Origin of the sequence: Sinomonas atrocyanea, from assembly GCF_030812675.1 — a bacterium.
In the GTDB taxonomy this organism is placed as follows: Bacteria; Actinomycetota; Actinomycetes; order Actinomycetales; family Micrococcaceae; genus Sinomonas; species Sinomonas atrocyanea_B.
Genome location: NZ_JAUSTE010000001.1, coordinates 595,520 through 620,596 on the forward strand (window position 1 = coordinate 595,520; position 25,077 = coordinate 620,596).

29 protein-coding genes are annotated in these 25,077 nt (G+C 70.6%); 12 read left to right on the forward strand and 17 right to left on the reverse strand.

All coding sequences use genetic code 11. The annotated features are described in order from the left end of the window. Positions 1-29 precede the first annotated feature (29 nt). A complete protein-coding gene (locus J2W20_RS02710) occupies positions 30-506 on the reverse strand; it encodes a hypothetical protein (protein ID WP_307004342.1) in 477 nt (158 codons plus the stop codon). 287 nt (positions 507-793) lie between these two features. Between J2W20_RS02710 and J2W20_RS02715 the strand changes: the two genes are divergently transcribed. After that, a complete protein-coding gene (locus J2W20_RS02715; protein ID WP_307004344.1) occupies positions 794-1,252 on the forward strand; it encodes a hypothetical protein in 459 nt (152 codons plus the stop codon). A 117-nt stretch (positions 1,253-1,369) separates the two neighbouring features. Here J2W20_RS02715 and J2W20_RS02720 read toward each other — a convergent pair whose 3' ends face one another. Continuing rightward, positions 1,370-2,449: a fatty acid desaturase family protein gene (locus J2W20_RS02720; protein ID WP_307004345.1), complete on the reverse strand. Its 1,080-nt coding sequence runs from the start codon at positions 2,447-2,449 to the stop codon at positions 1,370-1,372. Between the two features lie 370 nt (positions 2,450-2,819). Between J2W20_RS02720 and J2W20_RS02725 the strand changes: the two genes are divergently transcribed. From J2W20_RS02725 to J2W20_RS02740, 4 genes are read left to right on the forward strand one after another with little or no spacing between them, the layout of a single operon-like run. Next, entirely contained in the window at positions 2,820-3,062 is a 243-nt protein-coding gene (locus J2W20_RS02725) for a LapA family protein (protein ID WP_307004347.1), read from the forward strand. Positions 3,063-3,098: 36 nt separating this feature from the next. Further along, positions 3,099-3,572 carry a hypothetical protein gene (locus J2W20_RS02730; protein WP_307004348.1) on the forward strand — a complete coding sequence of 158 codons (474 nt, stop codon included), beginning with the start codon at positions 3,099-3,101 and terminating at the stop codon, positions 3,570-3,572. A 10-nt stretch (positions 3,573-3,582) separates the two neighbouring features. Beyond that, positions 3,583-3,705 (forward strand): hypothetical protein, encoded by a 123-nt coding sequence (locus tag J2W20_RS02735; RefSeq protein ID WP_307004350.1) that lies wholly within the window; start codon positions 3,583-3,585, stop codon positions 3,703-3,705. Beyond that, on the forward strand, positions 3,702-4,589 hold the full coding sequence (locus J2W20_RS02740; RefSeq protein WP_307004352.1) for a diacylglycerol/lipid kinase family protein: 888 nt from the start codon (positions 3,702-3,704) through the stop codon (positions 4,587-4,589). Before J2W20_RS02735 ends, J2W20_RS02740 begins: the two co-directional genes overlap by 4 nt. A gap of 109 nt (positions 4,590-4,698) precedes the next feature. On the opposite strand, the gene J2W20_RS02745 is transcribed toward J2W20_RS02740, so the two are convergent. The 3 genes from J2W20_RS02745 to J2W20_RS02755 are packed head-to-tail and all read right to left on the reverse strand — an operon-like array spanning position 4,699 to position 6,226. After that, complete coding sequence (locus J2W20_RS02745; RefSeq protein WP_307004354.1) at positions 4,699-4,935, reverse strand: hypothetical protein; 237 nt, start codon at positions 4,933-4,935, stop codon at positions 4,699-4,701. Beyond that, complete coding sequence (locus J2W20_RS02750; protein ID WP_307004356.1) at positions 4,932-5,336, reverse strand: hypothetical protein; 405 nt, start codon at positions 5,334-5,336, stop codon at positions 4,932-4,934. The genes J2W20_RS02745 and J2W20_RS02750 overlap by 4 nt, the downstream gene beginning before the upstream one ends. After that, positions 5,333-6,226, reverse strand: coding sequence for a response regulator transcription factor (locus tag J2W20_RS02755; RefSeq protein WP_307004358.1), 894 nt, complete (start codon positions 6,224-6,226; stop codon positions 5,333-5,335). Before J2W20_RS02755 ends, J2W20_RS02750 begins: the two co-directional genes overlap by 4 nt. 518 nt (positions 6,227-6,744) lie before the next feature. Between J2W20_RS02755 and J2W20_RS02760 the strand changes: the two genes are divergently transcribed. Next, positions 6,745-10,221 (forward strand): choice-of-anchor D domain-containing protein, encoded by a 3,477-nt coding sequence (locus J2W20_RS02760; RefSeq protein WP_307004360.1) that lies wholly within the window; start codon positions 6,745-6,747, stop codon positions 10,219-10,221. 18 nt (positions 10,222-10,239) lie between these two features. Here the strand turns inward: J2W20_RS02760 and J2W20_RS02765 are convergent, their stop codons facing one another. After that, on the reverse strand, positions 10,240-10,665 hold the full coding sequence (locus J2W20_RS02765) for a response regulator (RefSeq protein ID WP_307004361.1): 426 nt from the start codon (positions 10,663-10,665) through the stop codon (positions 10,240-10,242). 237 nt (positions 10,666-10,902) lie between these two features. On the opposite strand from J2W20_RS02765, the gene J2W20_RS02770 reads away from it, so the two are divergent. The 3 genes from J2W20_RS02770 (at position 10,903) to J2W20_RS02780 (ending at position 13,222) form a co-directional block, all read left to right on the forward strand. Continuing rightward, positions 10,903-11,127: a hypothetical protein gene (locus J2W20_RS02770; RefSeq protein ID WP_307004364.1), complete on the forward strand. Its 225-nt coding sequence runs from the start codon at positions 10,903-10,905 to the stop codon at positions 11,125-11,127. A gap of 75 nt (positions 11,128-11,202) precedes the next feature. Beyond that, a complete protein-coding gene (locus J2W20_RS02775) occupies positions 11,203-11,730 on the forward strand; it encodes a hypothetical protein (RefSeq protein ID WP_307004365.1) in 528 nt (175 codons plus the stop codon). 16 nt (positions 11,731-11,746) lie between these two features. Beyond that, positions 11,747-13,222 carry an aminotransferase class I/II-fold pyridoxal phosphate-dependent enzyme gene (locus J2W20_RS02780; RefSeq protein WP_307004367.1) on the forward strand — a complete coding sequence of 492 codons (1,476 nt, stop codon included), beginning with the start codon at positions 11,747-11,749 and terminating at the stop codon, positions 13,220-13,222. Here the strand turns inward: J2W20_RS02780 and J2W20_RS02785 are convergent. Further along, complete coding sequence (locus tag J2W20_RS02785) at positions 13,194-13,853, reverse strand: response regulator transcription factor (RefSeq protein WP_307004369.1); 660 nt, start codon at positions 13,851-13,853, stop codon at positions 13,194-13,196. The genes J2W20_RS02780 and J2W20_RS02785 overlap by 29 nt on opposite strands. Positions 13,854-14,134: 281 nt before the next feature. On the opposite strand from J2W20_RS02785, the gene J2W20_RS02790 reads away from it, so the two are divergent. Continuing rightward, the gene (locus J2W20_RS02790; protein ID WP_307004370.1) at positions 14,135-15,460 is read left to right on the forward strand and encodes an Nramp family divalent metal transporter; all 1,326 of its coding nucleotides are present in this window, start codon (positions 14,135-14,137) and stop codon (positions 15,458-15,460) included. Between the two features lie 16 nt (positions 15,461-15,476). Here J2W20_RS02790 and J2W20_RS02795 read toward each other — a convergent pair whose 3' ends face one another. From J2W20_RS02795 to J2W20_RS02805, 3 genes are read right to left on the reverse strand one after another with little or no spacing between them, the layout of a single operon-like run. Further along, positions 15,477-15,836: a DUF1622 domain-containing protein gene (locus tag J2W20_RS02795; RefSeq protein WP_307004371.1), complete on the reverse strand. Its 360-nt coding sequence runs from the start codon at positions 15,834-15,836 to the stop codon at positions 15,477-15,479. 34 nt (positions 15,837-15,870) lie between these two features. Then, a complete protein-coding gene (locus tag J2W20_RS02800; RefSeq protein ID WP_307004372.1) occupies positions 15,871-16,401 on the reverse strand; it encodes a DUF421 domain-containing protein in 531 nt (176 codons plus the stop codon). 41 nt (positions 16,402-16,442) lie between these two features. Continuing rightward, entirely contained in the window at positions 16,443-16,640 is a 198-nt protein-coding gene (locus tag J2W20_RS02805; protein WP_307004373.1) for a hypothetical protein, read from the reverse strand. Between the two features lie 673 nt (positions 16,641-17,313). On the opposite strand from J2W20_RS02805, the gene J2W20_RS02810 reads away from it, so the two are divergent. Together J2W20_RS02810 and J2W20_RS02815 are read left to right on the forward strand one after the other, a co-directional pair. Then, on the forward strand, positions 17,314-17,757 hold the full coding sequence (locus J2W20_RS02810) for a universal stress protein (RefSeq protein ID WP_307004374.1): 444 nt from the start codon (positions 17,314-17,316) through the stop codon (positions 17,755-17,757). Positions 17,758-17,854: 97 nt separating this feature from the next. After that, complete coding sequence (locus tag J2W20_RS02815) at positions 17,855-18,001, forward strand: hypothetical protein (protein WP_307004735.1); 147 nt, start codon at positions 17,855-17,857, stop codon at positions 17,999-18,001. Between the two features lie 50 nt (positions 18,002-18,051). Here J2W20_RS02815 and J2W20_RS02820 read toward each other — a convergent pair whose 3' ends face one another. The 7 genes from J2W20_RS02820 to J2W20_RS02850 all read right to left on the reverse strand — a co-directional run bounded on the left by J2W20_RS02820 (position 18,052) and on the right by J2W20_RS02850 (position 24,933). After that, on the reverse strand, positions 18,052-18,816 hold the full coding sequence (locus J2W20_RS02820; protein WP_307004375.1) for a sulfite exporter TauE/SafE family protein: 765 nt from the start codon (positions 18,814-18,816) through the stop codon (positions 18,052-18,054). Beyond that, a complete protein-coding gene (locus tag J2W20_RS02825; protein WP_307004376.1) occupies positions 18,813-19,406 on the reverse strand; it encodes a rhodanese-like domain-containing protein in 594 nt (197 codons plus the stop codon). Before J2W20_RS02825 ends, J2W20_RS02820 begins: the two co-directional genes overlap by 4 nt. Positions 19,407-19,467: 61 nt before the next feature. Next, the gene (locus tag J2W20_RS02830; RefSeq protein ID WP_307004378.1) at positions 19,468-19,764 is read right to left on the reverse strand and encodes a rhodanese-like domain-containing protein; all 297 of its coding nucleotides are present in this window, start codon (positions 19,762-19,764) and stop codon (positions 19,468-19,470) included. A 31-nt stretch (positions 19,765-19,795) separates the two neighbouring features. Continuing rightward, positions 19,796-20,851 carry a HoxN/HupN/NixA family nickel/cobalt transporter gene (locus tag J2W20_RS02835; protein ID WP_307004380.1) on the reverse strand — a complete coding sequence of 352 codons (1,056 nt, stop codon included), beginning with the start codon at positions 20,849-20,851 and terminating at the stop codon, positions 19,796-19,798. Positions 20,852-20,888: 37 nt separating this feature from the next. Then, a complete protein-coding gene (locus J2W20_RS02840; RefSeq protein ID WP_307004382.1) occupies positions 20,889-22,241 on the reverse strand; it encodes an MBL fold metallo-hydrolase in 1,353 nt (450 codons plus the stop codon). Between the two features lie 139 nt (positions 22,242-22,380). Continuing rightward, a complete protein-coding gene (locus J2W20_RS02845) occupies positions 22,381-22,686 on the reverse strand; it encodes a metal-sensitive transcriptional regulator (RefSeq protein ID WP_307004383.1) in 306 nt (101 codons plus the stop codon). Between the two features lie 93 nt (positions 22,687-22,779). Next, positions 22,780-24,933, reverse strand: coding sequence for a transglycosylase domain-containing protein (locus J2W20_RS02850; RefSeq protein WP_307004384.1), 2,154 nt, complete (start codon positions 24,931-24,933; stop codon positions 22,780-22,782). Between the last annotated feature and the right edge of the window lie 144 nt (positions 24,934-25,077).

Sequence of the window (25,077 nt, forward strand, 5' to 3'; positions counted from 1 at the left end):
GCAGCCGAGGGTCGCCGGACCGCGGGCCGCTAGCGCCCGTCGGGCCAGTCTTCCTCCCGCCCTTGCGGGCGCTGGGGGCCTGGGTCCGCTTGGGGGCCCTGGTCAAGGAGGCCGGTGAGGGAAGGCCCGTCGTAGCCGTACTGGTCCAGGTCCTTTCCGTCGGTGAAGACGGTGCGGGCGCTGACCTCAGCCTGGACGATGGGCCAGTCCCGGGCGGCGACGTCATCTCGCATTGCGTGCTGGCGGGCGTAGTCCTTGGAGAGGGTTACCCAGTCCCCGCGGTTGATCTGGCCGAGCCCGGGCGGCAGGGCCCGGTAGATGCGCACCTTGGCCTGCGGATCCTGGCGCACGCGGCGCAGCTGCTCCATGGTCTCCTCGTCGCACTCCCCGAATCCGTACTCCTCGGGGTGGCTGTAGAAATCCTCCCCGAACACATCGCCCAGCGCGGTGAGGGGAAGCGCCCGGCCCCCGCCCCTGGGCGCCCGGGGCGAACCGGTGTAGTCCATGCCCCCAGCGTACTGCCGGACCCGCGGCGCACCCTCCCCGGGCCTGACCGCTGCTGCCTGAAGCGGGCCTCCGATCCTGCCCTTCCGTGATGCGGAAAGCGCGTAGACTGGGATACGGGAGCCCGCCGTCCTTCTGCCTCCACCTCTTCCGGGGGCGCCGGCAGGCGCCCGACGACACGTCTCCAGCGAAACCTCCAGCCGTGAATCCTCCGGCACCCCTGCCGCGAGCGACCGCCCCGCGCTCCCGTGCGGGCATCCCGAGAACGACTGAAGGACATTGAACAATCATGGACACCACCAGGGAATCCATCACCGAGCGTGCCCCCCGCCTGCCCGAGCAGGCCATTGGCCTGAACGCGATCGTCGCCAGTGCCCTGCCCTGGAATCTGGGCACCGCCCGCGGCCCTTCGAAGTACACCGTCATGGTCGCATTGAGCAGGCGGGCCGAGCCGTACGAGATCGACCTGATCCAGGATCCCTCCAGCGTGCGGCGGCTGCGCGACGCCGGCTACGAAGGCGTCAGCGTCGCCATCGCTGGCCGGCGCCTGCTCGTGGAGCACACCAACCTCGAACAGCTCAGGTCAGGCCTGGCGGGCGAGCTTGCCCGCCTGTTCCGGGACGTCTCGATCGCAGCCCTGGCACAGCACGGCCAGCGGCGCGCCGAGCTCGAAGCCCTGGTACTGCTCGAACGGGACCGCAGGGAGGCCGTGGAGGCCCTCGCCGCAGAGGTCCGATTCACCTGCTGAAACTGGGCGCCCTCTGCGGAGAGCCTGCGGACCGCCCCAACAGACCCCTGGAGAGGACCCCGGCATCCGTCGCAGCCCTCTCCCCCTCCCCGGCGCGGAACCGGAGGCACAGGGCGGTCAGTTGGGGCGGTGCTGGGTGGCGAGGGGGCATTCGAAGACGGTGCCGAGGCCGTAGCCGACGGCGTTGAGGTATCTGATGATGATCCCGTAGGAGGCCACGAGGCTCGTCGCGGTGTAGGGGATGCCCTGCTGGGCGCACTGGGCCCGGATCAGGCTCTCGGCGTGGGCCAGGGCCGGGCGGGGCATGGTCGGGAAGAGGTGGTGCTCGATCTGGTGGTTGAGGCCGCCCATGAGGACGTCCATGATGCGCCCGCCCCGGATGTTGCGCGAGGACATGACCTGCCGGGTGAGGAAGTCCGCCCGTGCCGACGCCGAGAAGATCTTCATGCCCTTGTGGTTGGGGGCGAAGGTGGCGCCCATGTAGAAGCCGAAGACGCCCTGCTGCACTCCGACGAACGCCGCGGCGATGCCCGGGGGGAGGAGCCAGAATGCCAGGGCAGGCACCGCCAGCACCCGGCCGGTGAGGATCGCCAGCTCGACCGCCCTGCGCTGCACGGGGGCCCGTCGGAGCAGGAACCTGAACGAGTCGACCTGCAGGGCGAAGCCGAGGAACGGCAGGATCGGGAAGAGCAGGTAGCCCTGGTGCCGGGTGATGAATCCGAGCCAGCGGGGCCGCGCGGCGGCAGCCGCGTCGTGGAAGGCGATCGTCCCGGGCTTGATGTCCGGATCCTTGCCGATCACGTTCGGGTTGGAGTGGTGCCGCGAGTGCTTCTGCTGCCACATGGCATAGCTGATTCCCGTGAGCCCGTTGCCGATGAGGCGGGCGGACCATTCGTTGGCCGCCCAGGAGGCGAAGACCTGGCTGTGCGCGGCCTCGTGGGCGAGGAATCCGAACTGGGTCATCAGGATCCCGAGTCCAGCCGCGATCAGCAGCTGGTACCACGAGGCTCCGATGAGCGCGAATCCGGTCCAGCCGCCGGCCCAGGCGGTCGCCAGGATCGTGAAGAGCGCAATGTAGTACCGGCGTCGCCGGTTGAGCAGGCCAGCGTCCCGCACTTGCCTCTGGAGGGCCGCATAGCTGTTGACCACGCGGTTCGGGCGAATGGCCCGGGCGTCTGGATCGCTGTTCTGGGCCATGGTTCCTCGGATCCGCTGGGGGCACCGCCCCGATCGAGACTCCTGCACCGGACGCCTGCCCTCCTTTCAGGGTACGGCGGCCCAGCACCCGTGTCACGGCCCCGCGCAGCCCTGACGGACCAGGTCCTTTCTACCCTGCCGGCGGCCGCGCTGCCGGCGTAGCCTGAAAGACAGCGGATCGGGACCCCAGGAGCCGCAGACCGGCCCGGGTCCCGGCCCCTCAGAAGGGCTGAATGCCATGACCTCTCTACCGGTCAACCCCCAGAGCCCCGCAGGACGAGAAGGCCCACCCCCAGAGGACCGCACAGTTCCCGGGGCTCTCCAGAGCCCCTCCTCGACCGCCAAGAAGCCCAGGACCACCAGGGCCGGCATGGTGTGGGCCGCCGTCGTCGTCGCACTGCTGGCCCTGGTGCTGCTGATCATCTTCATCCTGCAGAACCAGCAGCCTGCCAAGGTACTGTTCCTCGGGCTGGAAGGCACCGTCACCCTGGGCATGGCGCTTCTCATGGCGGCAGTCGGCGGCGGCATCCTCGTCGCCGCGGCGGGCGCTGCGCGCATCGTCCAGCTCCGATCCAATGCCCGCAGGACCCGCAAGGCCGGCGCCAGGGCGTGATCCTGCCGCAACCGGAACCACGCCCGAGGAGAGACCATGAACAGCACTCCACAACGCACCGAGGACCTCTCCGCCAAGGCAGGTGACCTCACCGGGCCGGAGGATCCCCTCCGGGTGACCGGGATCGTCCTCAGCTCGCTGCCCGCCGACACCCTCACCTCCGAGGGGCCGCAGCGGTACACCGTCACAGCATCCCTCTCGCGGCGCCCGGACCCGCTCGAGATCGAAGCCGTCCACGCGGAATCCACCCGCAGGAAACTGGAGGAGGCCGGCTTCGGCCACGCGGGCCTGCAGATCGCGGACCGGCGGCTCCTGATCAGCGACACCAGCCTCCAGGAGCTGAGGGACGGCCTCGCGCAGGTCGTGGGAGCCATCGTGCGCACTGCCACCCTGAAGGCGCTGGCGCAGAAGGACCTCGCGCGCCAGGCCCGCGCCGACCTGGACGAGGCAGAGCACGAACGCTTCCTGCGCGTCGCCGAGACAGCGGCCGCCATCGACTTCGGCCCGTGAGGAGGCCACCGTGAGTGACATCTACAGGACCCGCCACGACCCGCCGCCCGCTCGGGTCCCCCACGCGGAGGCCGAGGAAGAAGCCGAGAACGAGGTCTGGGACGACGACGGCGGCCACCTCGGAGCGCGATGAGGGCTCGGGGTGACGGGGCACCCTTCGACAGGATCCTCCTGATCTACAACCCGTCCGGCCCGGCCCCGGCCCTCCTGGCCGAGGAGCTGCGGGCCGAGCTGGGCGCCCGCCTGCCCGGCACGCCGCTGAGCCTGCGCCCCACAGCCTTCCCCGGCCATGGACGCGCCCTGGCGGCTGCCGAGGGCGGACGCCCGCTGCTGGTCTCCATCAGCGGCGACGGCGGGTACAACGACGTCGTCAATGGCGCCATGGACGCCGGCGGCCAAGCCGTCTGCGCTGTCATGGGCGCCGGCAACGCCAACGACCACCGGCGAAGCACCCGCACCCTGCCCATCATCGACGCGATCGTCCGCGGCGACGTCCGCCGCATCGACCTCCTCCGACTCACCGTCGGGGAAGGGCCCGGTCAGTGGTCCCGCTACGCCCATTCCTACGTCGGGTTCGGGCTCACGCCCCTGATGGCCATCGGCATCGAAGCAGGCGTCAAGGGACGCTTCACCGAACTGCTCTCCGTGGCCCGCGCCCTGCGCGGCCTCACACCCCTGGAGATCACCCGCGCGGACGGCGCGCGGGCCGTGCTGGACAGCCTGATCCTGGCCAACATCACCCGGATCGCCAAGTACGGCCGCATCAGCGCGGCAGGCTTCCCGGACGACGGGATGCTCGAAGTCGTCATCCTGCCCCACGGAGCCAAGTGGCGCATCGCACTCATGGCCCTGCAGGCCGTCACCGTCGGACTCGGGGTCCAGGCCAGCGTGCCGAGCTACAGGTTCACCAGCACCGACCCGATCCCGCTCCAGATCGACGGCGAGGTCATGACAGTCGGAACCGGCACACCCGTGCTCGTCGAATCCCGGCGCCAGACACTGGCAACCCTCGGCTAGGGACAAGAGTCCCGCTCAGGCGTGCTGCCGCGTTGCCTGCAGCGGTGTCTTCGCGCGCAGCAGCCGTCCCCAGACGCATCATCCGGCCCAACAAGGTTGGGGGACACCCCTAGTCCTCGTCGAGAGAGTCGGCCACTCTACGCAGGTCCTGCGCCCAGCCGAGCGAACGGTTGGGCTCGGCCGACCCGGCCTCGAAGTTGACGAGGGCAGCCGCGAGGGCATTCAGGGCGGCCGCGAGGTTCTCCTTGACCGCGGCGTAGCCCTGGTCCGACCGCGGGTCCGAGGATGCGCCCATGAGCAGTTGGGCGCCCGCCCGGATGATCAGCGACGCTTCGAGCTCGTTCATGGGCGCGTCCAGGACGTCGACGGCACCAGATGATAGGCGCCGTCCTCCGGACCGAGCATGTAGCCCAGGAATTCCTGGTCGAACGTGGTGATGCCCGAGTCCACGGCGTCCAGCTTTGCGCGAATCAGAAGCGAGAGCTGCCGCCAACGCTGGCGGGCTAGGTCCTGAGGGCTCTTGGGGAACGCGTACGGCGTGCTGCGGGGAGGCAGACCCGCCGCCGTATGCGGCAGGGCTAGGATGATCCGGAACCGGCGCGGTCCCGCTCTGAAGGAGATCGCCGCCCTGCCGTCCTCCCGGCTCCACCTCAAGCCGGTGGCTCCGGAGGCCATGAGCATCTGCTGGATCTCCGACTGGGATTCCGCAGCAGTGATCGAAGCGCCGCGGACGTAGTTGGTGTTCATGTTTGAGGCCCTCCTGAGGCGTGCTGGCTGATGCTGGTGTGAGGCACAGTGCGGGCGTCATCCAGGGCGCGGCCCAGTCTCCGCGTGAGCTCTGCGCCCTCGCTGCCCTCCGAGAGAGGGCCGTCGGTTTCGTCCACGCAGTCCAGCAGGACCATGGTCACCGCCTCGGTGGAGCCCTCCGGTTGGCCAGGCCGGAGTCGGCGATGGATCTCGGCAGACCGGTCGAGCTCCCTGGTGACCAGCAGGGCGGCCTGGGTCCGATTGCTGACACCGAGCTTCTGCAGCAGGACCGATGTCATGTTCTTGATGGTCTTCTCCGCAAGGCCGGTCGTGGCGGCGATCTCGCGGCCGGCGAGCCCGCGCCCGATCAGCAGCAGCACCTTGAGCTCCTGGGGCGCCAGCCCCGGAAGCTCCTGCTCCAGAAAGGGCGCCTGCGGCGGCTCAAGCAGCATGGCCCGGAACGATTGGCTGTAGGCGGTCTGCCCCCCCAGCACGCGGCGCACCAGTCGGACGGTCTCGATCCCGTCGTCCTGCTTGGACAGGCATCCCCAGGCCCCCGACATGACAGCCCCGATCAGGGCGCCCTCGTCATGCTCGTCCGTGATGATCACGCACCGTATCCGCGGGTCGACGGCCAGCACCGCCCGGCACACCTCGGCGCCTGTTCCGTCGGGCAGCTGATCGTCGAGCACAGCGAGCGCCGGCATCAGCGCGGGAATCCGCCGGGCTGCCTCCCGCGCTGAACCAGATGACCCTGCGACGTCGATGCCCGCCGAACGCAGGAGGCCCTGCAACCCGGTACGGACCAGCTCGTGGTCATCGAGGACGAAAACGCCCTCGGGGACGCGAACCGGACGTGCCTGTGCCACCGGCTCGCCCGACCAGATCATGGCCGGCCGGCTGTCGGCGCGATGCGGAGGCTGGGGGCTACGGTGATGGGAAACCGTTCGATCGGCTGCTGGCGCCCGTGAAGGCGCTACCAGAAAGCGGAAAGCCAGGGGCAAGATTGCCGATCGCTTCTTTGATTCTAAGCCTTCTGGCGCCCCTGCGGCCATGGCCGGTGAGCAATCGGGGGGCCGGCCGACCGCCCAGGATTGAGAGACGCGCCACAGCCCCCGCCGCCCGCCCGGCCTGCGTACACCGCCAGTGTCGCCCCGTCGACGCTCTGAGTACCCCTTCTGGGATTTCCGGTAAGAGAGCCTGAGAAGCTCCTGAAAAGACGGGTATGGATTACTCGGGCGCCTCATGGGCCCCAATTTTTACGCTCCTACTACCACGCTGCCGGCACCCGGCCAGCGGCGGCGAGGGTAGGGGGGACCTGCTCATGGAGCCCAGTGGAAGACCGAGTATTCGCGGTGCGCGCGGCGCCCTGCGTGACGTGCTCCGGAGGCCGCCCCGGGCGCTGGCCGTGGTCCTGGCAGGAGCCCTCGCCGGCGCGGCACTGCTCGCCGGACCGACCGCCACGGCCGACGTCGGGACCATCGCCCACGACACCCTGCGGACCGGGTGGGACAGCAACGAGAGCGCCCTCTCCCCGGCCGGGGTGGCCTCACCCAGCTTCGGCAAGCTGTTCTCCACCGCAGTCGACGGGCAGGTGTACGCGCAGCCGCTCGTGGTGGGCCAGACCGTCATCGCGGCCACGGAGAACAACGCGGTCTACGGCCTGGACGCGACGACCGGCGCGGTGAAGTGGAGCCGCTCCGTGGGCCCGGCGTGGCCGGCGTCCGCCATCGGGTGCGGGGACCTCGTCCCCAACATCGGCATCACCTCCACCCCGGTCTATGACGCAGCGACGAACAGCGTCTTCCTCACTGCGAAGAAGAACGACGGCGGGAACACGCAGGTGCCGCATTGGTACATGCACTCGATCGACGTCGCGACCGGCGCCGAGCGCGCCGGGTTCCCGGTGCTGATCGACGGGGCCCCGACCAACGACCCGACGAGGCCCTTCAACGCGTTCACGGCGATGCAACGGCCGGGACTGCTGCTCATGGGCGGTGTCGTCTACGCCGGGTTCGCGAGCCACTGCGACCACAGCCCCTTCGTGGGCTACGTCGTCGGCGTCTCGACCGCCGGGAAGCAGACCACCATGTGGGCCACCGAGACCGGGGTCAGCAACGCAGAGGGCGGCATCTGGCAGTCCGGCGGCGGCCTCGTCTCCGACGGCCCCGGCCGCATCCTCTTCGCCACCGGCAACGGCATCGCCCCGCAGAAGTCCCCCGGCACCTCCCCGCCGACGACCCTGGCCGAGTCCGTGGTCCGGCTGCAGGTCGGTTCGGACGGCAGCCTGACGGCGAAGGACTTCTTCAGCCCGGCCGCCAACGTCAAGATGAACCAGGACGACGCCGACCTCGGCTCCGGCGCACCGATCGCCATCCCCGACGGGTACGGCACCTCGGCGCATCCGCACCTGATGGTGCAGACCGGCAAGGACGGCCACATCTACCTCCTCGACCGCGATGCCCTGGGCGGCATGGCGCAGGGCGCCGGCGGCACGGACGCCGTGGTCGACACTGCCGGCCCCTACAACGGGGTCTGGGGGCGCTCCGCGTTCCTCGGCACCACCCAGGGCGGGTACGTCTACCAGGTCGAGAACAAGGGCTATCTGAGGGCATCCAAGCTCGTCCCCAACAGCTCGGGCGGGGTCAAGCTCGCCTCCGTGGGCACCTCCCCCGGCACCTTCGGCTACACGTCCGGGTCTCCGGTGGTCACCTCCTCCGGCACCGACGCCTCCTCCGCTCTGGTCTGGGTCATCTACACCGACAACAACACCGGCGCCAACGGGCAGCTGCGCGCTTACCGCGCCATCCCGGACAGCACGGGCAAGCTCGCCCAGGTCTTCAGCGCCCCGATCGGCACCGCCTCGAAGTTCACCTCGCCGGCGACCAACGGCGGCAAGGTGTACGTGGGCACCCGGGACGGACACATCCTCGGCTTCGGCATCCCGACGACGGCCGCGGTGGGCTCGACCAGCGGTGACCTGGGCCAGACGGCGGTCGGCACGAGCTCCACCACGACCGTGACCATCAAGGCCACCCGCGCGGTGACGATCAGCTCGATCACCACGAGCGCCCCGTTCGGGATCGGCTCAATGGCCCTCCCCAAGGCCCTGGCCTCCGGCGCGAGCCTCGGCGTCCCCGTCACCTTCGCCCCCACGGAGGCCGGCGAGTCGGACGGCACATTGACCGTGAAGACCTCCGACGGTGAGACCGTCCTGCTGGGCGTCCACGGCGTCGGCACGAAGGACGGCCTCGGCGCCACCCCGACGTCGCTCGCCTTCGCCAACGTCCCGACCGGGACGGTCAGCCAGCAGACGGTGAACATCGTCAACACCGGCACGACGGCGGTCACGGTCACCGCGGTGACGCTGCCCGCCGACCCGAGCCTCGTCACCGATCCGACCACCGTGCCGGCGCTGGGAACCACCATCCAGCCGCTGGCCTCGGTCCCGGTCTCGATCGCCTTCAAGCCGACCGTGGCCTCCTCGATCACGGACTCGATCACGGTGACGAGCAACCTCGGCGGCGTGACCGTCCCGGTGACAGCGACAGCCATCTCGGGCGCATCCCACCTGCAGATGCCCAAGACGCTCGACTTCGGCGACGTGGCGGTCGGGACCTCCTCGACCCGCTCGTTCCAGATCCAGAACACCGGCAACATCCCGATGACGATCACCAAGGCGAAGGCCCCCCAGGGCGTGTTCACCACCACGACCCCGGTGTCCGAAGGGCTGACCGTCCCACCGGGTGACTCCGTGTTCCAGAGCGTGACGTTCACGCCCACGGCGTTCGGGCAGGCCGGCACCGCGGACACGTACTACCTGATCACGGCCGACGACGGCTCCGGCGCCCAGCAGGTCATGCTCACCGGCAACGGCATCGACGATCCGATCGCGGCATATGCGGCGAAGATCGGCGCGGGCCGGTGGGCCTCCCCGCTGGGGCAGTCCCTGTCGACCCAGTACACGGTGGGCACCGGCAAATGCCAGGACTACACCTCCGGCATCATCTGCTGGTCCCCGACCACCGGGGTGCACGAAGTCCACGGGTCCATCTATTCGCGCTACGCGGCGGCCGGCGGCCCCAGGGGCTTCCTCGGGTTCCCGACCACGGACGAGACCAAGACCCCGGACGGCATCGGCGCCTACAACCACTTCTCCGGCTCCGGAGGGGGTTCGATCTACTGGACCTCGACGCTCGGCGCGCACGAGGTGCACGGCTCGATCCGCGCCCGGTGGGCGGCATCGGGCTGGGAGAAGGGACCCCTGGGCTACCCGACCACGGACGAGCTGGGCACCCCGGACGGCGTCGGCCGCTACAACCACTTCAACGGCTCCGGCGGCGCCTCGATCTACTCGTCGCCGAAGACCGGCGCCCACTCGATCCAGGGCGCGATCCGGGCCAAGTGGGCCCAGAAGGGCTGGGAGCGGGGCCCGCTGGGCTACCCGACCACGGACGAGAGCAAGACGGCCGACGGCGTGGGCCGCTACAACCACTTCTCCGGCTCCAGCGGCGCCTCGATCTTCTGGTCCCCGTCGACGGGCGCGCACTCGATCCGCGGCGCGATCCGGGTCAAGTGGGCCGCGTCCGGGTGGGAGAAGGGGCCCCTGGGCTACCCGACCACGGACGAGATGGGCACGCCGGACGGCTCGGGCCGGTACAACCACTTCTCCAAGGGTGCGTCGATCTACTGGACTCCGTGGACGGGCGCGCATTCGGTGCTCGGCGCGATCCGGGCCACGTGGGCCTCGATGGGCTGGGAGCGCGGCTGGCTCGGCTACCCGACCTCCGACGAGTACTCCGTCCCCGTGGGCCGGGCCGAGGACTTCGAGAGCGGAAGCCTGACGTGGAGCGCCTCCACCGGGAGGGTGAACGCCGGCGGCTGAGCCGGCGGGCGGCGCGGCTCAGGAGAGCTCCGACATCCTCGAGCTGCGCCGCCACCGGACGGCGTCCCTCAGCGCCCTCGCAAGGCGGTCGCCCGTGATGCTGGCCAGGACATAGCCGGACGCCCCGGCCCGGAAGGAGGCCGTGATCTCACCAGGGCGGTCGCGAAGCGAGAGCATGACGCACGCGATCATGGGCGCGGCCTCGGTGACCGCCCTGCAGATGTCGATCATGCTCTCCCCCACAAGGCCCAAGGAGAGCAGGCACACATCCGGGGCCGCGGCGGCGACGGTCCGCACCGTCGCCGCCGCAGCCGGGCACCGGCCGACCACCTCGAAGCCGGCGTCCTCGAGCACGTCCCTGAGGGTGTCCCGTGTCAGGGCGTGGTCCTCGACGATGAAAACCTTCAGCCGGGCCCCCTCTGGCCGATCATGTTGCGGGCCCATACGGCTCTCCGTCTCACTCTGCAGAAGCGCGTGCCCCGACCCCCACACCACAGCCTGCCCCCGTCGCCGGATACCAGTCAGAGCCAAACGTCCCCTCCACCGCCGCCCGAAAACTCCTATGCCAAAGGCGTGGTTCGGAGGGAGAATGGGATGAGCGCAATGGCCTCGAGCATCCGGGACCTCCCCGCGCAGTGAGCAGACACCCTGGGCAACGCCCGCGGACCAAGGAAGACGACCATGCTTCCCCGAAGCAGACAGTCCCGCACCACCCTCCACATCAGCAACGCCACGGCGTGGCCCGAACACGAGCACGACCTCCCAGAACCCCCGGCGCGCTTCGCTCCGGCCCCGCACGACCAGCGCCCGCGCCTGCTGCGGGAACTGAGGCAGGTCGGCCTCGGGGACGCCGAGGCCCAGGCCGAGGCGGACCGGCTCCTGGCCGGAGACATCTGGAGCGGCTGAACACAGGCCGTCACTGCTTGGGCCCTGCCTGCGCGGGTAAGGGTGGGTCGCCATCCCATCCCGTCAGGAGGACCCATGACCGACACCCCGCGGACGCCGCGGCTCGACGACGACGCGCTCGCGAAGTACCTGCACAGTCACCTGATCGCCGGGAACTCGGGCAAGAGGCTCTTCGAGGAGGCGGCGAAGGCCTGGGAGGGAACCTTCTACGCCTCTGCCCTGAGCAGGCTCGCACGAGAAGTCGGCGAGGACGCCGACGAGCTCGAGCGAATCGTCCAGGCCCTCGGGCTGGAGCCCCCTGCCCACCGGAAGGCCATGGCGTGGGCCGCGGAGCAGACCGCGAAGCTCGATCCCCTCAATCCGGCGCACGCTGCGCCTGGACGGGCGGCCCAGCTCGAACTCGAGTCGCTCCTCACCGCCGTGGCCGGGAAGTCCCTCCTGTGGAAGGCGCTGCTCCTCCTCGCGGACGAGGGGCTGGGCGTCGACGCGGCACGCCTGGAGCAGCTGCACGACCGCGCACTGCACCAGATCAGCACCCTCTCCGAAATCCTCCGCTCTGCAACGGCGGCCAACTTCCGGGCTGACGGGATGACGCAGCACTAGGGAAGGGAAACCGCCCATGGAGCACAAGAAGTCCGACCAGAGCAGTGCCCCGATACTCGAGGCCATCGAGGAGTACCACCGGCTCGACCGCTACGGCTTCACCCCGCCCGGACACCGTCAGGGCCGCGGGGTGGACCGCCGGACCCTCGACGCCCTGGGCCTCGACACGTTCCGGTCCGACCTCCTCGCCACGGCGGGGCTGGACGACAGGCTCTCCCGTGGCGGCGTCCTCAGCCGTGCCGAAGACCTCATGGCCCAGGCCGTCGGGGCGGACAAGGCCTTCTTCTCCACGTGCGGGAGCTCGCTCTCCGTCAAGGCGGCCATCCTGGCGGTCACCCGGGGCCGGGGCGAGATCCTCATTTCTCGGGACGCCCACAAGTCCGTCACGGCCGGCCTGCTGTTCTCCGGGCTGCAGCCGTGCTGGATCCCTGTCCGCTACGACGAGGACCTGCACATCGCGCATCCGCCGTCGCCGGAGAGTGTGGAGGAGATGTGGCAGCGGCACCCCGACGCGATGGCCGCCGTCGTCGTCAGCCCAACCCCCTACGGGACCTGCGCAGACCTCGAGTCCATCGCGCAGATCTGCCACAGCCGCGGCAAGCCCCTCATCGTCGACGAGGCGTGGGGCGCGCACCTGCCCTTCCACGACGGCCTGCCCACCTGGGCGATGGACGCCGGGGCGGACATCTGCGTGGTGAGCATCCACAAGATGGGCCTCGGCTTCGAGCAGGGTTCGGTCTACCACCTGCGGGGCCCCTTGGTGGATCCCGTGCGGCTCCAGCAGTGCGCCGACTTGCTCGCCAGCACGAGCTCGAACGTGATCCTGTACGCCGGCATCGACGGCTGGCGCCGGCAGATGGCCGCCCAGGGCCACGAGCTGCTCGATGCGGCCCTGAAGCTCGCGGACCGGGTCCGCGCCGACATCGGTGCTCTCCCCGGCTTCCATGTCCCCCGCGACGAGCTGCTCGGCGCGGAGGCCTCCCACGACCTCGACCCGCTGCACGTCCTCATCGACGTCTCGGGGCTGGGGATCAGCGGCTACCAGGCCTCCGACTGGCTCCGCGCGGAGCAGCGCATCGACATGGGGCTGGTGGACCACCGGCGGGTCGAGGCGACGCTGAGCACTGCGGACGACGACGGGACCGCGCAGCGGCTGCTCCGGGCCCTCGAAGCGCTGGGCCGCGCAGCCGAGGACTTCCCCACTCCGCCGCCGCTCAGCCTCCCGCGGGGGAGCGACTTCCAGCCCGAAATGGCCCTGCAGCCGCGCGATGCCTTCTTCGGCCCCGTTGACTCCGTCCCCATCGCGGACGCCGTGGGGCGGATCGCCGCCGAGCAGGTCACGCCCTATCCGCCGGGGATTCCCGCCCTGCTCCCCGGGGAACGGGTCACCGCCGCCATCCTCGAATACCTCCGCAGCGGCGTGGAAGCCGGAATGAACCTCCCCGATCCCGCCGACCCGGCGTTCAAGACCATCCGCGTGGTGGTCGAGTGAGCGCCGGCGCCGCTGCCCCGGTTGCCGTGGGCGTGGGCCGGTACCCGAGCTTGGCCAGCAGGGAGGAGAGGTGACCGGCGAGGGCGCCCTGCTGCAGGCCCAGCTCCTGGCAGATCTGCACGTTGGTCCTGCCGTGCAGAATCAGGGCCAGGATCGTGTTCTCGAGGGCAGTGGCGCCCAGGACGGCCTCGGCGGCCAGGGCAGACCGGGCTGCGCGTGCCGCATCCGATGAGTGCAGCTCGGCACCCGTGGCCGCTCGCCTGATGGCCTCAGGCAGCCCGGCGGCGCGGGCGCTGTGCAGCACGAACCCCGCGGCACCGGACAGGACCAGGCTGCGCAGGGCCTTGTGCTCCTCGTAGGTCGTCAGGATGACGCACCGGGTCCGCGGGGCTGTCCCGCGCAGCGCCCGGCAGGCCTCGATTGCCGTCCCATCGGGCAAGCGGTTCTCCACGAGCGCCACGTCCGGAGCGAGCTCAGACACCCTCCCGAGCGCGGACGCGATCCGGTCCGCCTCCCCCACGACGTCGAAGCCCTCGTCGCTCAGCAACTCCGACAGCGCCTGCCTGATGAGCGCATGGCCACTGAGGAGGAACACCCGGGCGGCATCGCACCCGGTTCCTGGCCCCGTCATCGGAGGGTTCATTCGACGCCTCCTGCCCGCAACAGTCCGCTGCCTCGCCACTGCGCTGCTGTCTCAACGCCGACCTTTGGGGACCAGAGTCGCTGAATCGGTGCCTCCGGCGCCAGAGCCGAGCGGCCCTAATCCGCGCGTTCCGGGGGGCGTGCTGGCGCTCGCCTCCCGGGCGTGGATGGAGTGCTCCTTTTGAAAAGTGGCATCCGGGGTACCACTTCGACAGATCCGACAGCTGTGCGCTCTGACAGCTGCGTACAAGAGGAGGCAGGAGGCCGTTCGTGGCAAACGCGCGGGAGCGGGCCCGGAAGATGCCGACGCGGCTCGGGTGGCGGGGCTGGCTCAAGGCCCTCGGGCCGGGCCTGGTGACCGGTTCGGCCGACGACGACCCCTCCGGCGTCGCGACCTATGCCCAGGCCGGCGCCCAGTACGGCTACGCGGCGGTATGGACTGCCCCGGTCGTGCTGCCGATGATGATCGCGGTCCAGGAGATGTGCGACCGCACCGCCACCGCCACCGGTGACACGCTCGGGAAGCTCGCCCGGCGCCGGTTCGGCAGGGCGGGGACGATCGTGGTCGGGCTCCTGCTGCTGTGCCTGCTCGTGGCGAACATCGTCAATGTGGGCGCCGACCTCATGGCCGTGGGAAAGGGCATGGAACTGCTCGGGGCCGGCCCGTCCCAGGTCTGGGCCCCCATCGCAGGACTAGGCCTGGGAGTGCTGCTGATGACCGGCTCCTACAAGCTCGTCTCCAAGATCTTCATCTGGCTCTGCCTCGCCCTGTTCGCCTACGTCTTCGTCCTGTTCCTCGCCGGAGTCCAGTGGGGCGAGGTCCTCGCCGGGCTCACCTTCCAACGCCTCGACCTCAGCCTGCAGTTCTGGGGCCTCGTCGCCGCGGTCTTCGGCACCTCGATCTCCCCCTACCTCTTCTTCTGGGAGAGCGGCCAGCGCATCGAGGAGATGCGGGACCGCCCGGAGAAGGGCGGCCGCCCGGCCGCCGACACGGACATCCCCGACTACAAGGCCATCCGGCGCCGCCGCCAGCAGCGCATCGACGTGGTGACCGGAATGACGGTCTCGGTGGTGGTGATGTTCGCGATCATCGTGGGCACCGGCGCCACCATCGGCCGGCACCCCACGGACATCAATTCGGCCGCCGATGCGGCCCAGGCCCTCAAGCCACTCGCCGGGCCCCTCGCCGGGGCGGTGTTCGCGCTCGGGTTCATCGGCACGGGGCTGCTGGGCGTCCCCGTCCTGGCCTCGGCAGCGTGCATCGGTTTCAGCGGCCTGACGGGCAAGAACTGGGGCTTCGACCGCAGCCCCCGCAGGGCACCCCTCTTCTACGGACTGCTCGTCCTAGGGCTCGTCGTCGGGACCCTCCTGTCGGCACTGTTCACGGACGCGATCGCCCTCCTGGTGCTCTCTGCCATGATCAACGCCATCGCTGCCGCGCCGTTCCTGATCGTCGTGCTCCTGATTGCCGGGAACCGGACCATCATGGGCGAACGGGCCAACCGCGCCCTCTCCAACACCGTCGGCTGGGCCACGGCCGTGATCATGGCAGTCGCCGGGGCCATGGCCATCTGGGCCCAGTCCGCGGGCCGCTGACATTCCAGCTGCACCCTCAGCCCGCCGTCGGGGTCTGCTGGCGCTCCTTCTGCCACGGCCACCGGCCCGTGATCTCCAGTTCCAGGGAGAAGCTGAGGAAGGTCCGGATCACCACGATGACCGCCAGCACGGCGACGCTCTGCAGCGTGGGCGTGACCGCAACGGTCCGGATGATGTCCGCGGCGACGAGGAGCTCGAGCCCGAGGAGGATCGAGCGGCCCAGGAGCTGCCGGTAGGACCGGTAGAGGGTCGCGCTGCCGTCCCCACGGCGGCGCAGGGCCAGGGGAATGGAGATCAGCGCCCCGATGACCACCGTTGCCACCCCGGCCAGGTCCACCCATTGGCCCGCGGCCTCGATCGCTGCCTTGAAGTCCATCCACGCTCCTCCTCGTTGGTGGGATGTGCGCCGCTCAGGCCAGGTCTTTGCCCTGACGGCGCGCCCGCTGGTCCTTCAGGATGATGCTCATCTGCCCATCGCCTTCGAGCGCCACGAGCTCCACTTCCTCCAGGCTCGTCATCCCCTGGAGGCGGACCTCCTGCATGATCTCCTCGAAGGTGATGTTCTCGGAGCGCATGGCCCGTCGGTTCAGCTTCCCCTTGCTGTAGAGCATCAGGGGCGGCGGAGAGAGGAACCTCTGTACCAGCGGGAACCGGTAGCCGAGCCAGTCGAGGAACGCCGCCCAGCCGACGATGACCGCGACGAGGAGCAGCCCATCTGGGAGCGAGGTGTACTGCCCGGCCATCGCGTTCTGGGCCGCGTCCGCGATGAGGACGATCACCAGCAGGTCGGTGACCCCTACCCCGCCCCTCTGACGCCGGAGCACCAGCCGCAGGAGGATGTAGAGGCAGAGGTAGACCAGACTGCCACGGAGGAAGATCTCCAGCAGTGCGGTGTGCGGGACGAGGAGGTCCTTCCAGTCCACATCCGTGAGCCAAGCCATGTCCGTCTAGTCCCATCGCGCGCCGAGTGTCTCCTGGTCGGTCAGTCCGATCCTTCGCTGATCCGCCCGTACGCCGTCGCCTCGTCGATGACGGCCTGGACGCCGTCCGGGATGGACCGGATCCGCACCCCGTGGCGCCCTTCCGCCGCGGACTGCTCCATCACCGGCCGAACGGCCTCGACGACCGCAGGATCCTTCCCGTCCAGGTACCGCGCGTACCTCCTCGGCAGATCGGCCATGGGCTCCCCCTCGTGTCAGCCAGTTGATATGGACCACGTCCCTTGCTGGTTTCCCTACCCATCCGCGGCGCTACCGAACAGAAACGGCGGGGCCGGCCCGGAGGGTGGCCCGCCCCGGGCTACCCTGCCGCACCGAAGAGGGAATCGAGGTGCTCCGCTCCACGTACGTCTTCGAAGGCCCTGCGATCGAAGCGGGCGCCCTTCCTCAGGACGCTGATCTCCCCGGTGGGCTCGAGGACCACGCAGGCGACGTCGGCCGGGTCCGCGATACGAGCGCGTGCATGAGGAACGCGTCACGAGGGCCAGGGCGCCCCCCTGCCAGGTCGGGAGTGTAGCCGAGGGCAGCACGCCCCACCACGGACCCGGCGGCGACCGCACTGGCCAGACCGTAGCTCGAGACCCTGGCTCCACATCGTCGTCCTCCTTCTGGCGACGGGCAGTCCCACGCGGGGCGCCCCTCGCAGTAGCTACCCGCATCCGCTCAGGGGACACGAGCGCGTGGGCCACCCGTGCGGCGCGCGATGCCGGAAGCCCCTAGCGGAAGGTCCCGGACCGGCCTAGCCTCGGCGGCATCGTCCTCGTGCTCGCCCCAGCGACCGGACCTGCTGCCCGCGGGCAGGGCCGCGAGGACGCAGCGCGGCACGTCAAGGATCCCGGCGGAAGGAACAGTTCCATGAGCGAGTACAGGATCGTGGTCGGGGTGGACGGTTCCCCCGCCTCGGGGAAGGCACTCGAGTGGGCGATCGAGGAGGCCCGGCTCCGCGGGGGAAGCCTTCGCGTCATCACGGCATGGCACTATCCGGTCCTCGGCGACGCCGCCGGCGCCGCCCCTGACGCAGAGGTGTTCCGGCAGAGCGCGGCGGATGACCAGGCCGCGCTGCTCTCGGCGGCAGGCGGCGAGGGCAGCGGGCTCCGCGGGGAGGTGATCGAGGGCAGCGCGGTCACGGTCCTCCTCGACGCGGCGCGGGAGGCGGACCTGCTGGTCGTCGGGTCACGCGGCCACGGCGGCTTCGCCGGGCTGCTGCTGGGCTCGGTGTCGGCGCAGCTCGTCCACCACGCTCCGTGTCCGGTGCTCGTGGTTCGGGAGAAGGAGGGCGGGCGCGGGGCCCGGTCCTGAGCGCGTGGTGCGGACGCAGCACGGCCGCGGGCCGACGGCGGGTGGCGCCGTCGGCCCGCGGCCGTGGTCAGGGTGCTTCGGGGCTCAGCGTCCGAAGATGCGGGAGAAGAACGCCGAGACGGCGCTGGGCTCGTTCTCGTGGCCCTGGCAGCGCTGGGAGTTCGGGACTCCGCGCATCACCTGCTGGACGTGCTGGCCGCAGCCGGCCCAGGTGACTTTTCCGCATTTCCTGCAGGTGACCTGACGGCACATGGGGTGTTCTCCTTCTCTAGGGTTCCTGCCGTAGCAGGGGGACTACTTGGTGATGGCCTGGATGGCGACATAGACGGCCACGAGCAGGACCAGGCCCGCGAAGCCGCGCTTGAGGACGTGCTCCGGCAGCCTCCGGCCGAAGCGGCCGGCCACGAGCGAGGCGGCCATGGCGGCGACGGCGAAGGCGCCGATCACCGCCCAGTCGAAGTGCATCTCGCCGAGGTGGGCGGCGAGGCCCGCGAGCGAGTTGATGACGATGATGACGAGCGAGGTGCCCACGGTCATCGCCATGGGGAGCCCGAGCACGAGGGCCAGGGCGGGGACGATGAGGAAGCCGCCGCCCACCCCGAGGAGCCCCGTGAGGAACCCCACCACGGCGCCGGTCGCGATCGCCTTGGGCAGGCAGGACCGCCAGTTCACCCCGCCCGTGGGAAGTGCGCAGGATCCGCCCACGGCCTCGGTCTTGCGGAGCATCCTCAGGCCCGCCACGATCATGATCACGGAGAACGCGAGCAGGAGGACCTTCTGGTCCATGATCCGGTTCACGGCCGCGCCGAGGTAGGCGGTGGCGGTGCCGGCTGCCCCGATGATCAGGGCCAGCCGCCAGTTGACGCCGCGGCGGACCCTCGGCAGGACGGCTACGGCGGAGGACGCGCCGACCACCACGAGGGAGCCGGGGATCGCGGCCGCGAGCGGCACGCCGACCCCGTACACGAGGGCGGGCACGGCGAGGATCGACCCGCCGCCGCCGACGAGCCCGAGGAGCCCGCCGACGACGGCGCCGAACGCGAGCGCGGTCAGGATCACCGGCTGTCTCCGAGCCGCTGGAGCGCCTGGTGTGCCGTGGGCTCGCTCGCGGAGCGGTTCCACGGCATCTTCGAGAGCATCGCGCCCATCGCGCAGCTGTTGGTTGCCGCGGAGAAGGTGAGGCCGGCGCCGATGCCGCCGGCCACGAGCCGGAGCTTGGGCGAGACGAACCGGCCGCCGAGGATGCTGGCCAGCACGAGCGAGCCGGCGGTCATCCGCACCTGCCGCTCGAGCGCCCACGTCTGGGTTCCGCGGACGACGTCGCCTCCGGCCGCGGCGAAGGCCGGGACACCGCCCTCGAGGACGCTGGCTCCGGAGAGGCCGACGGCGGCGAGCCGCTTGCGGGCCTGCTCGGCCCGTGCCCCGGACTGGCAGACCAGGACGACGCGCGTGCCCATCCGGCTGGCGAACTCCTCGGTGTGCTCGCTCAGGAGGGGCAGCGGCACGTGGTAGGAGCCCCGGATGTGGAGCGAGTCGAACTCGGCGCCGCTGCGGACGTCCACGACCATGAGGTCGTCATGGCGGGCGGCCCACTCCTTCAGGGTGGCGGGTGCGACGGTGGCGGGCATGGCGGTGGTGCTGTCGGTCATGTCTACTTTCGTTCTGGTGTGCTGGGCGCCTCGGCTCGAGGCGGTGTGCCGGGGGGGTGGATCAGGTGGTGGGCAGGCCGGCCGACTGCCAGGCGAGCATGCCGCCGACCATCGTCTGCGCGGAGTAGCCGGCTGCTGTGAGCTGGTCGGCCGCGGCGGCGCTGCGCCGGCCGCTGCGGCAGACGGCGATCACGGGCCGGGAGCGGTCGAGCTCGTCCAGGCGCGCGCCCAGGTCGCCGAGCGGGATGTGCCGGGCGCCCGGGATCATGCCGTCGGCGAGCTCTGCTGCCTCGCGCACGTCGAGGATCTGGGTGTCGCCGTCGAGCTTCTCGGCGGTCTGCTGGGGGGTGATGTCCATGGGTCTGTCCTCTCGAAGGGGAAGGTGTGTGTCAGCGGCAGGGTTGGGAGGCCGCGCGCGGGGCGCGGAGGGTCAGTGCGTAGAGGCCGAACGCCGCGAAGACCGCGACGAGCCCCACGCCGACGAGCCCGGTGTCCAGGCCGGCCAGCACGGCCAGCGGCCCGCTGTGGACCTCGAGCAGCTGCGCGGCGACCGAGGCGATGCCGGCGGCGCCGACCACGAAGGCGACTGCGACGGACACTGCCGTCACGGCCAGGTTGTAGGCGGCCTTGCGGACCGCGTCCCCCGCCGCCCAGCGGTAGATCCGGCTCATGGCGATGCCGTCGGCGCTGTCGAAGAGCGTCATGCCGGCGGTGAAGAGCAGCGGCAGGGCCAGGGCCGCAGCCGGCGGCACGCCGGGGCCGAGGGAGCCCGCCGCGAGCAGCCCCACCGAGGCCGCGGTGTCCAGTCCGAGGCCGAACAGCAGCCCGGTCGGGTACATCTTCCACGGGGCGTCCACAAGGCGGGCCAGCGGGCCCAGGACGCGGAAGACGACGCCGCGGGAGTCGAGCTGGCGCTCCAGCTCGGCGGCGTCCACCGCCCCGCGGCGCGCCCTGCGCAGGAGTGCACCCAGACCCCGGAGGGCGGGGATGTTGAGCGCGCCTGCCAGGAGCAGGAATCCCCCGGAGACGGCCGCGCCCCACAGCGAGGCGCCCTGGCGCAGCGGGGACCCCTCGTCGGAGAGCCCGTCGGAGAAGGCACCGACCCCGGCCAGGACGAGCGCCACGACGCCGACGACGACCGTCGAATGGCCCAGCGCGAACCAGAAGCCGGCCGAGACGGGAGCCCGTCCCGAAGCGACCAGACGCCGGGTGGCGTTGTCGATCGCGGCGATGTGGTCGGCGTCGAACGCGTGCCGGATCCCGAGCGCGTAGGCGCCCGCCCCGAGCCCTGCAACGAGGGCCGCGCTGCCGCCCCCGCTCCGGAGGGCGGGCAGCGCGATCGCGGCGAGGAGCCCCCACCCGGCCACGTGCAGGGCGAGGACTGCCAGGCCCATCCGGGCCAGAGGCGCCCGGTGCCCGCTCGTGCGCTGTGCAGGAGTCGGCATGGTCTTCCTCTCGGTTCTCGTCCTCGCGGTCAGGGGGCTAGGCCGCGACGGGGAGGCCCGCGGCGGCCGCTCGGTCGAAGGCGTCGTCGATCTGGACGACATCGTGGCCGGCGCGCTCGAGCAGGCTGGCCGCCACGCCGGAGCGGTAGCCCGAGCCGCAGTGGACCCAGAGGCGCCCGGACGGGACCTCGTCGAGGCGGGTGAGGAGCTCGTGCAGCGGGATGTTGACGGCGCCCTCGATGCGGGAAGCCTTGTGCTCGTCGGCGCGGCGTACGTCGAGGATCACCTCGTCCGGCTGGCGCTCGGCCAGCATGCCCTCCCAGTCCACGCGGGGGTACGAGGACACCGCCGCGTCCGGGGCGAGGGCCCGCGGGTCCTCGCCGAGGGCCGCGTCCGGGGAGTCGATGCCGATCCTGGACAGGTCGCGGATGGCGTTCTCCACGTCCTCGCGGGAGCCCACGAGGGTGAGCTTCCTGTCGTAGGGGAAGAGCCAGCCGAGGTAGGTGCTGAAGCTGCCGCCCGTGCCGTACTCGAAGCTGATGGTGCCCTTGAGGTGCTCGGAGGCGTAGGCGACCCGGTTGCGCAGGTCGACCACCCACTCGCCGGCCTCCAGCCGCGCGCGCAGTTCCTCGGGATCGAGGGACTCGGGCACGCTCAGGTCCGGCTCGCCCGGCCCGGCGGAGTTGCCGGGGCCCATGTGCACGTAGTAGCTGGGGTAGGCGGTCAGATTGGCAATGAGGTCGCTGACGAAGTGCTCCTCGTCGGAGTCCGTGTAGACGTGGTTGGTCTGGAACTGCTCGCCGAGGGTCGAACCGCCGGCCCCGGTCGCCGGACCGGAGGAGCAGAACGAGCCGAAGCCATGCGTCGGGTACAGCTCAGCCTTGGCATCCGCCTCGTCGGCCAGGCGCCGGGCGGACGCGTACTGGTCGTGCGTCAGCCCCACCATGTGCTCGCGGCCCAGGAGGTCCGTCCGGCCCACCGAGCCGTAGAGGACGCTGCCGCCCGAGAAGACGGCCTGCTGGTCGCCGTGCGAGACGACGAAGGAGAGGTGGTTGTGGGTGTGGCCCGGGGTCGCCACGGCCTTGACCGTCAGCTCGCCGACCGCGACCGTCTCGCCATCCGCGATGGGGGTGCGCTCGAAGGAGACCTCGTCGGCGGCGTTCACCAGGTAGGCGACGCCGTGCTTGCGCGCGTAGACCAGTCCGCCCGTGAGGTAGTCGTTGTGCATGTGGGTCTCGGCAACGTGCGTGACCTCGACGCCGGCCTCGGCGGCGGCGGCCTCGACGCGGTCGATGTCCCGCTGGGCGTCGATCACGAGGGCGCTCTTGCCGTCGTGCACGAGGTAGCTGCGGTCGCCGAGCTGCGGGGTGTCGATGACGATGACGTCCATGGTTCGTTCCTCCCTGAAGTCCGTGGGGCCGTTTCCGGCCTATACCCAAAATACCTAGGGGGGTATTTCGAAGTCAAACGGCACGCGGGTGGAGTGAGGTGATCCTGCTGCCCAGCCGGGCGCCGATGACTGGTGCAGCTCAGGCAAGGGTGAGGAACAGCCGGCGCAGCTCCTCCATGCTCAGGGCGGTGCCGTCCGGGCTACCCGGGGTCCTCGCGCACTCGCGCATCGCCCCGGAGATCAGCTCGAAGCCGGCCTTGTCCAGGGCGCCGCGCACCGCGGCGAGCTGCGTGACGACGGCCCGGCAGTTCGCCCCCGACTCGACCGCGTCGATGACGGCCCGGAGCTGCCCATGGGCACGCTTGAGCCGGTTAGCGAGCCGATGCAGCTCGACGGACTGGGGCAGATCCTGCGCAGCAGGCCCGTCGACCGAGACGCCCTTCATGGTGGTTCCCCTTCCCGTGCGGCGCCGGACAGCCCGGCGCCTTTCACAGGATAATACCCAGTGGGGTATCCTGACCAACCTCTCGGACAGCGGTCAGTGCGAGCCCGGCTTGATCAGGCTCTGCGGTGGAGCATCGAAGTCGCCGTGGTCGTAGAACCCGAGGACCTTCTTCATGTAGACCGCCCACTGGGGGCCGGCGATGTACGCCCCGTCGACGACGGGGTAGTACTTGCCGTTGACCGTCACGTTCCGCCCGAGGCGGGCGGCGCTTCCGTTGAAGGGGTCGCCGAAGAACGACGCCGTCGCGAGGCCCTTGGTGTAGCCGACAACCCAGGTCTGGTTGTTGTACTGGTTGGTACCGGTCTTCGCCGCGTCCGGGACGCCGAGCTTCTGGGGGATCAGTAGCCCTGAGCCCTTCTTGATGACGTCCTGGAGCACGTTGGTGGCCGCCTTCGCGGCGTCGGGCTTCAGCGCGCCGGGCTGGCAGGACGGGTCCCGGCCGCCGATCCTGGTGCCCTTGGCGTCGTCGACCTCGGTGACGGACAGCGGCGCGCAGTAGGTGCCGTCCGCAGCGAAGGTCGCGAACGCGTCCGCCATCGTCAGGGGCGCGACATTGGAGGCCCCCAGGATGTTGCCGAGCGTGGACAGGTCCAGCTTCTTCCCGCCGCCCGCACCGTCGTGCAGGCCCATGGCGTCCGCCGCGCGCTGGATGTCGCAGAAGTCGTCAAGCGCCGCGGCGGAGGCGAAGGTGGCGGTGTTGATCGACTGGTAGATGCCCTCGCGGACGGTCATGGGGCGGTACCAGCCGGGCTCGTCGTTCTGGAGGTCGACCGACCCGGGCACCGCGGAATCGAAGGATCCGCTCACGTGCCCGCAGGTGGTCTTCCACGGGTACCCTGGCGGGTACCGGCGCTGGGCCGCATTGACGATCTGGTCCGTGGGCTTGCCCTCGTCGAGCCATGCCGCGAGCGTGGCGGGCTTCATGGTCGAGCCCGGCTGCATCCCGCCCACGCCCCCGAGCGGGCCGCCGGAGGGGTCCGTGCGGTCCACGTTGAAGTTGTAGGCCGTGACGAATCCGGTGCCCTGGCCGGCGAGCACCCGCGAATTCTGCGCCATGGCCAAGACCTTGCCGGTGCCCGGCTGCACGGTGACGAGGGAGGCCCCCCACTTGTCCGGGTTCGCCCCCGCGGTCGCATCAGCCTGGGCCTGCGCCGGCCCCTGCAGGCGGGGATCGAGGGTGGTCCGGATCGTGAGGCCCCCGCGCTCGACCTTCTGCCTGCGGTCCTCGGCGGTGGCGCCGTAGGCGGGGTCATTGAGGACCTGATGGAGCACGTAGTCGCAGAAGTAGGGGGCCTGCGCCGCGTAGGCACAACCCTGCTGCGGCGGGCTCAGCTTGAGCTTCAAGGGCGCCTTGACTGCGGAGTCGTGCTGGGCCTTGTCTATGTACCCATGCTGGAGCATCGCGTCGAGGACGAGGTTCCGCCTGCCCGCGGCCCGGTCCGGGTAGGCCACCGGGTCGTAGTACCCGGGACCGTTCACCAGCCCGGCGAGAAGGGCCGACTGGGGCAGGGTGAGGTCCTTGGCGTCCTCGGAGAAGAAGTACCGGCTGGCAGCCTGGACGCCGTAGGCGCTGCTGCTGAAGGAGACGATGTTCAGGTAGCCCTGGAGGATTTTGTCCTTCGATTCCTTCTTCTCCAGCGAGATGGCGAGCTTCATCTCGCGCAGCTTGTCGCCCACGCCCTTCTGGCCGTTCAGGACGACGTCGGAACCCTGGCCCTGCGCCACGAGGTCTTCGTTGAGCACGTTCGTGACGTACTGCTGTGTGAGCGTCGACGCTCCCTGATGGCCTCCCCCGACGTCGCTCGCCAACGCGCGCAGGATCCCCATCGGGTCGATCCCGCCGTGCTGGTAGAACCGGTAGTCCTCGATGGCGACGATCGCGTCGCGCATGCTCTGCGAGACCTGGTCGAGGGGCACACTGGTGCGGTTCTCGCTGAAGACGTTGCCGATCAGGGAGCCGTCCGCGGCAAGGATCCTCGTCACCTGCGCCGGCGGTGTGACCTCGAGTTCGCTCGGAAGGCTGTCGAAGAACTGAACCGATCCCTCCGCCGCCCCGCCTGCGAGAGCCACGGCGGGCGACATCAGGCCGGCAGTCAGGACTCCGCAGAGGAGGCTCACCGCCAGGAAGGACAGGATCCTCCCCACGCCGATCGAGGTGGAGCGGAGCACTTTCCTGCCAGAAGCCATGGGCGCCATGCTAGCGGCGTCTCATGGGAGCAACGCTGTGTGTCTTCCCGGCCGTGGCGGGGTGCCGTGGTCGGGCGGGCTGCCCCGCTGTGTGGGGTCCAGCGCTCCCGGTCGGGTCCTCGGGTGCCTGTCGGCCGCGGGTGA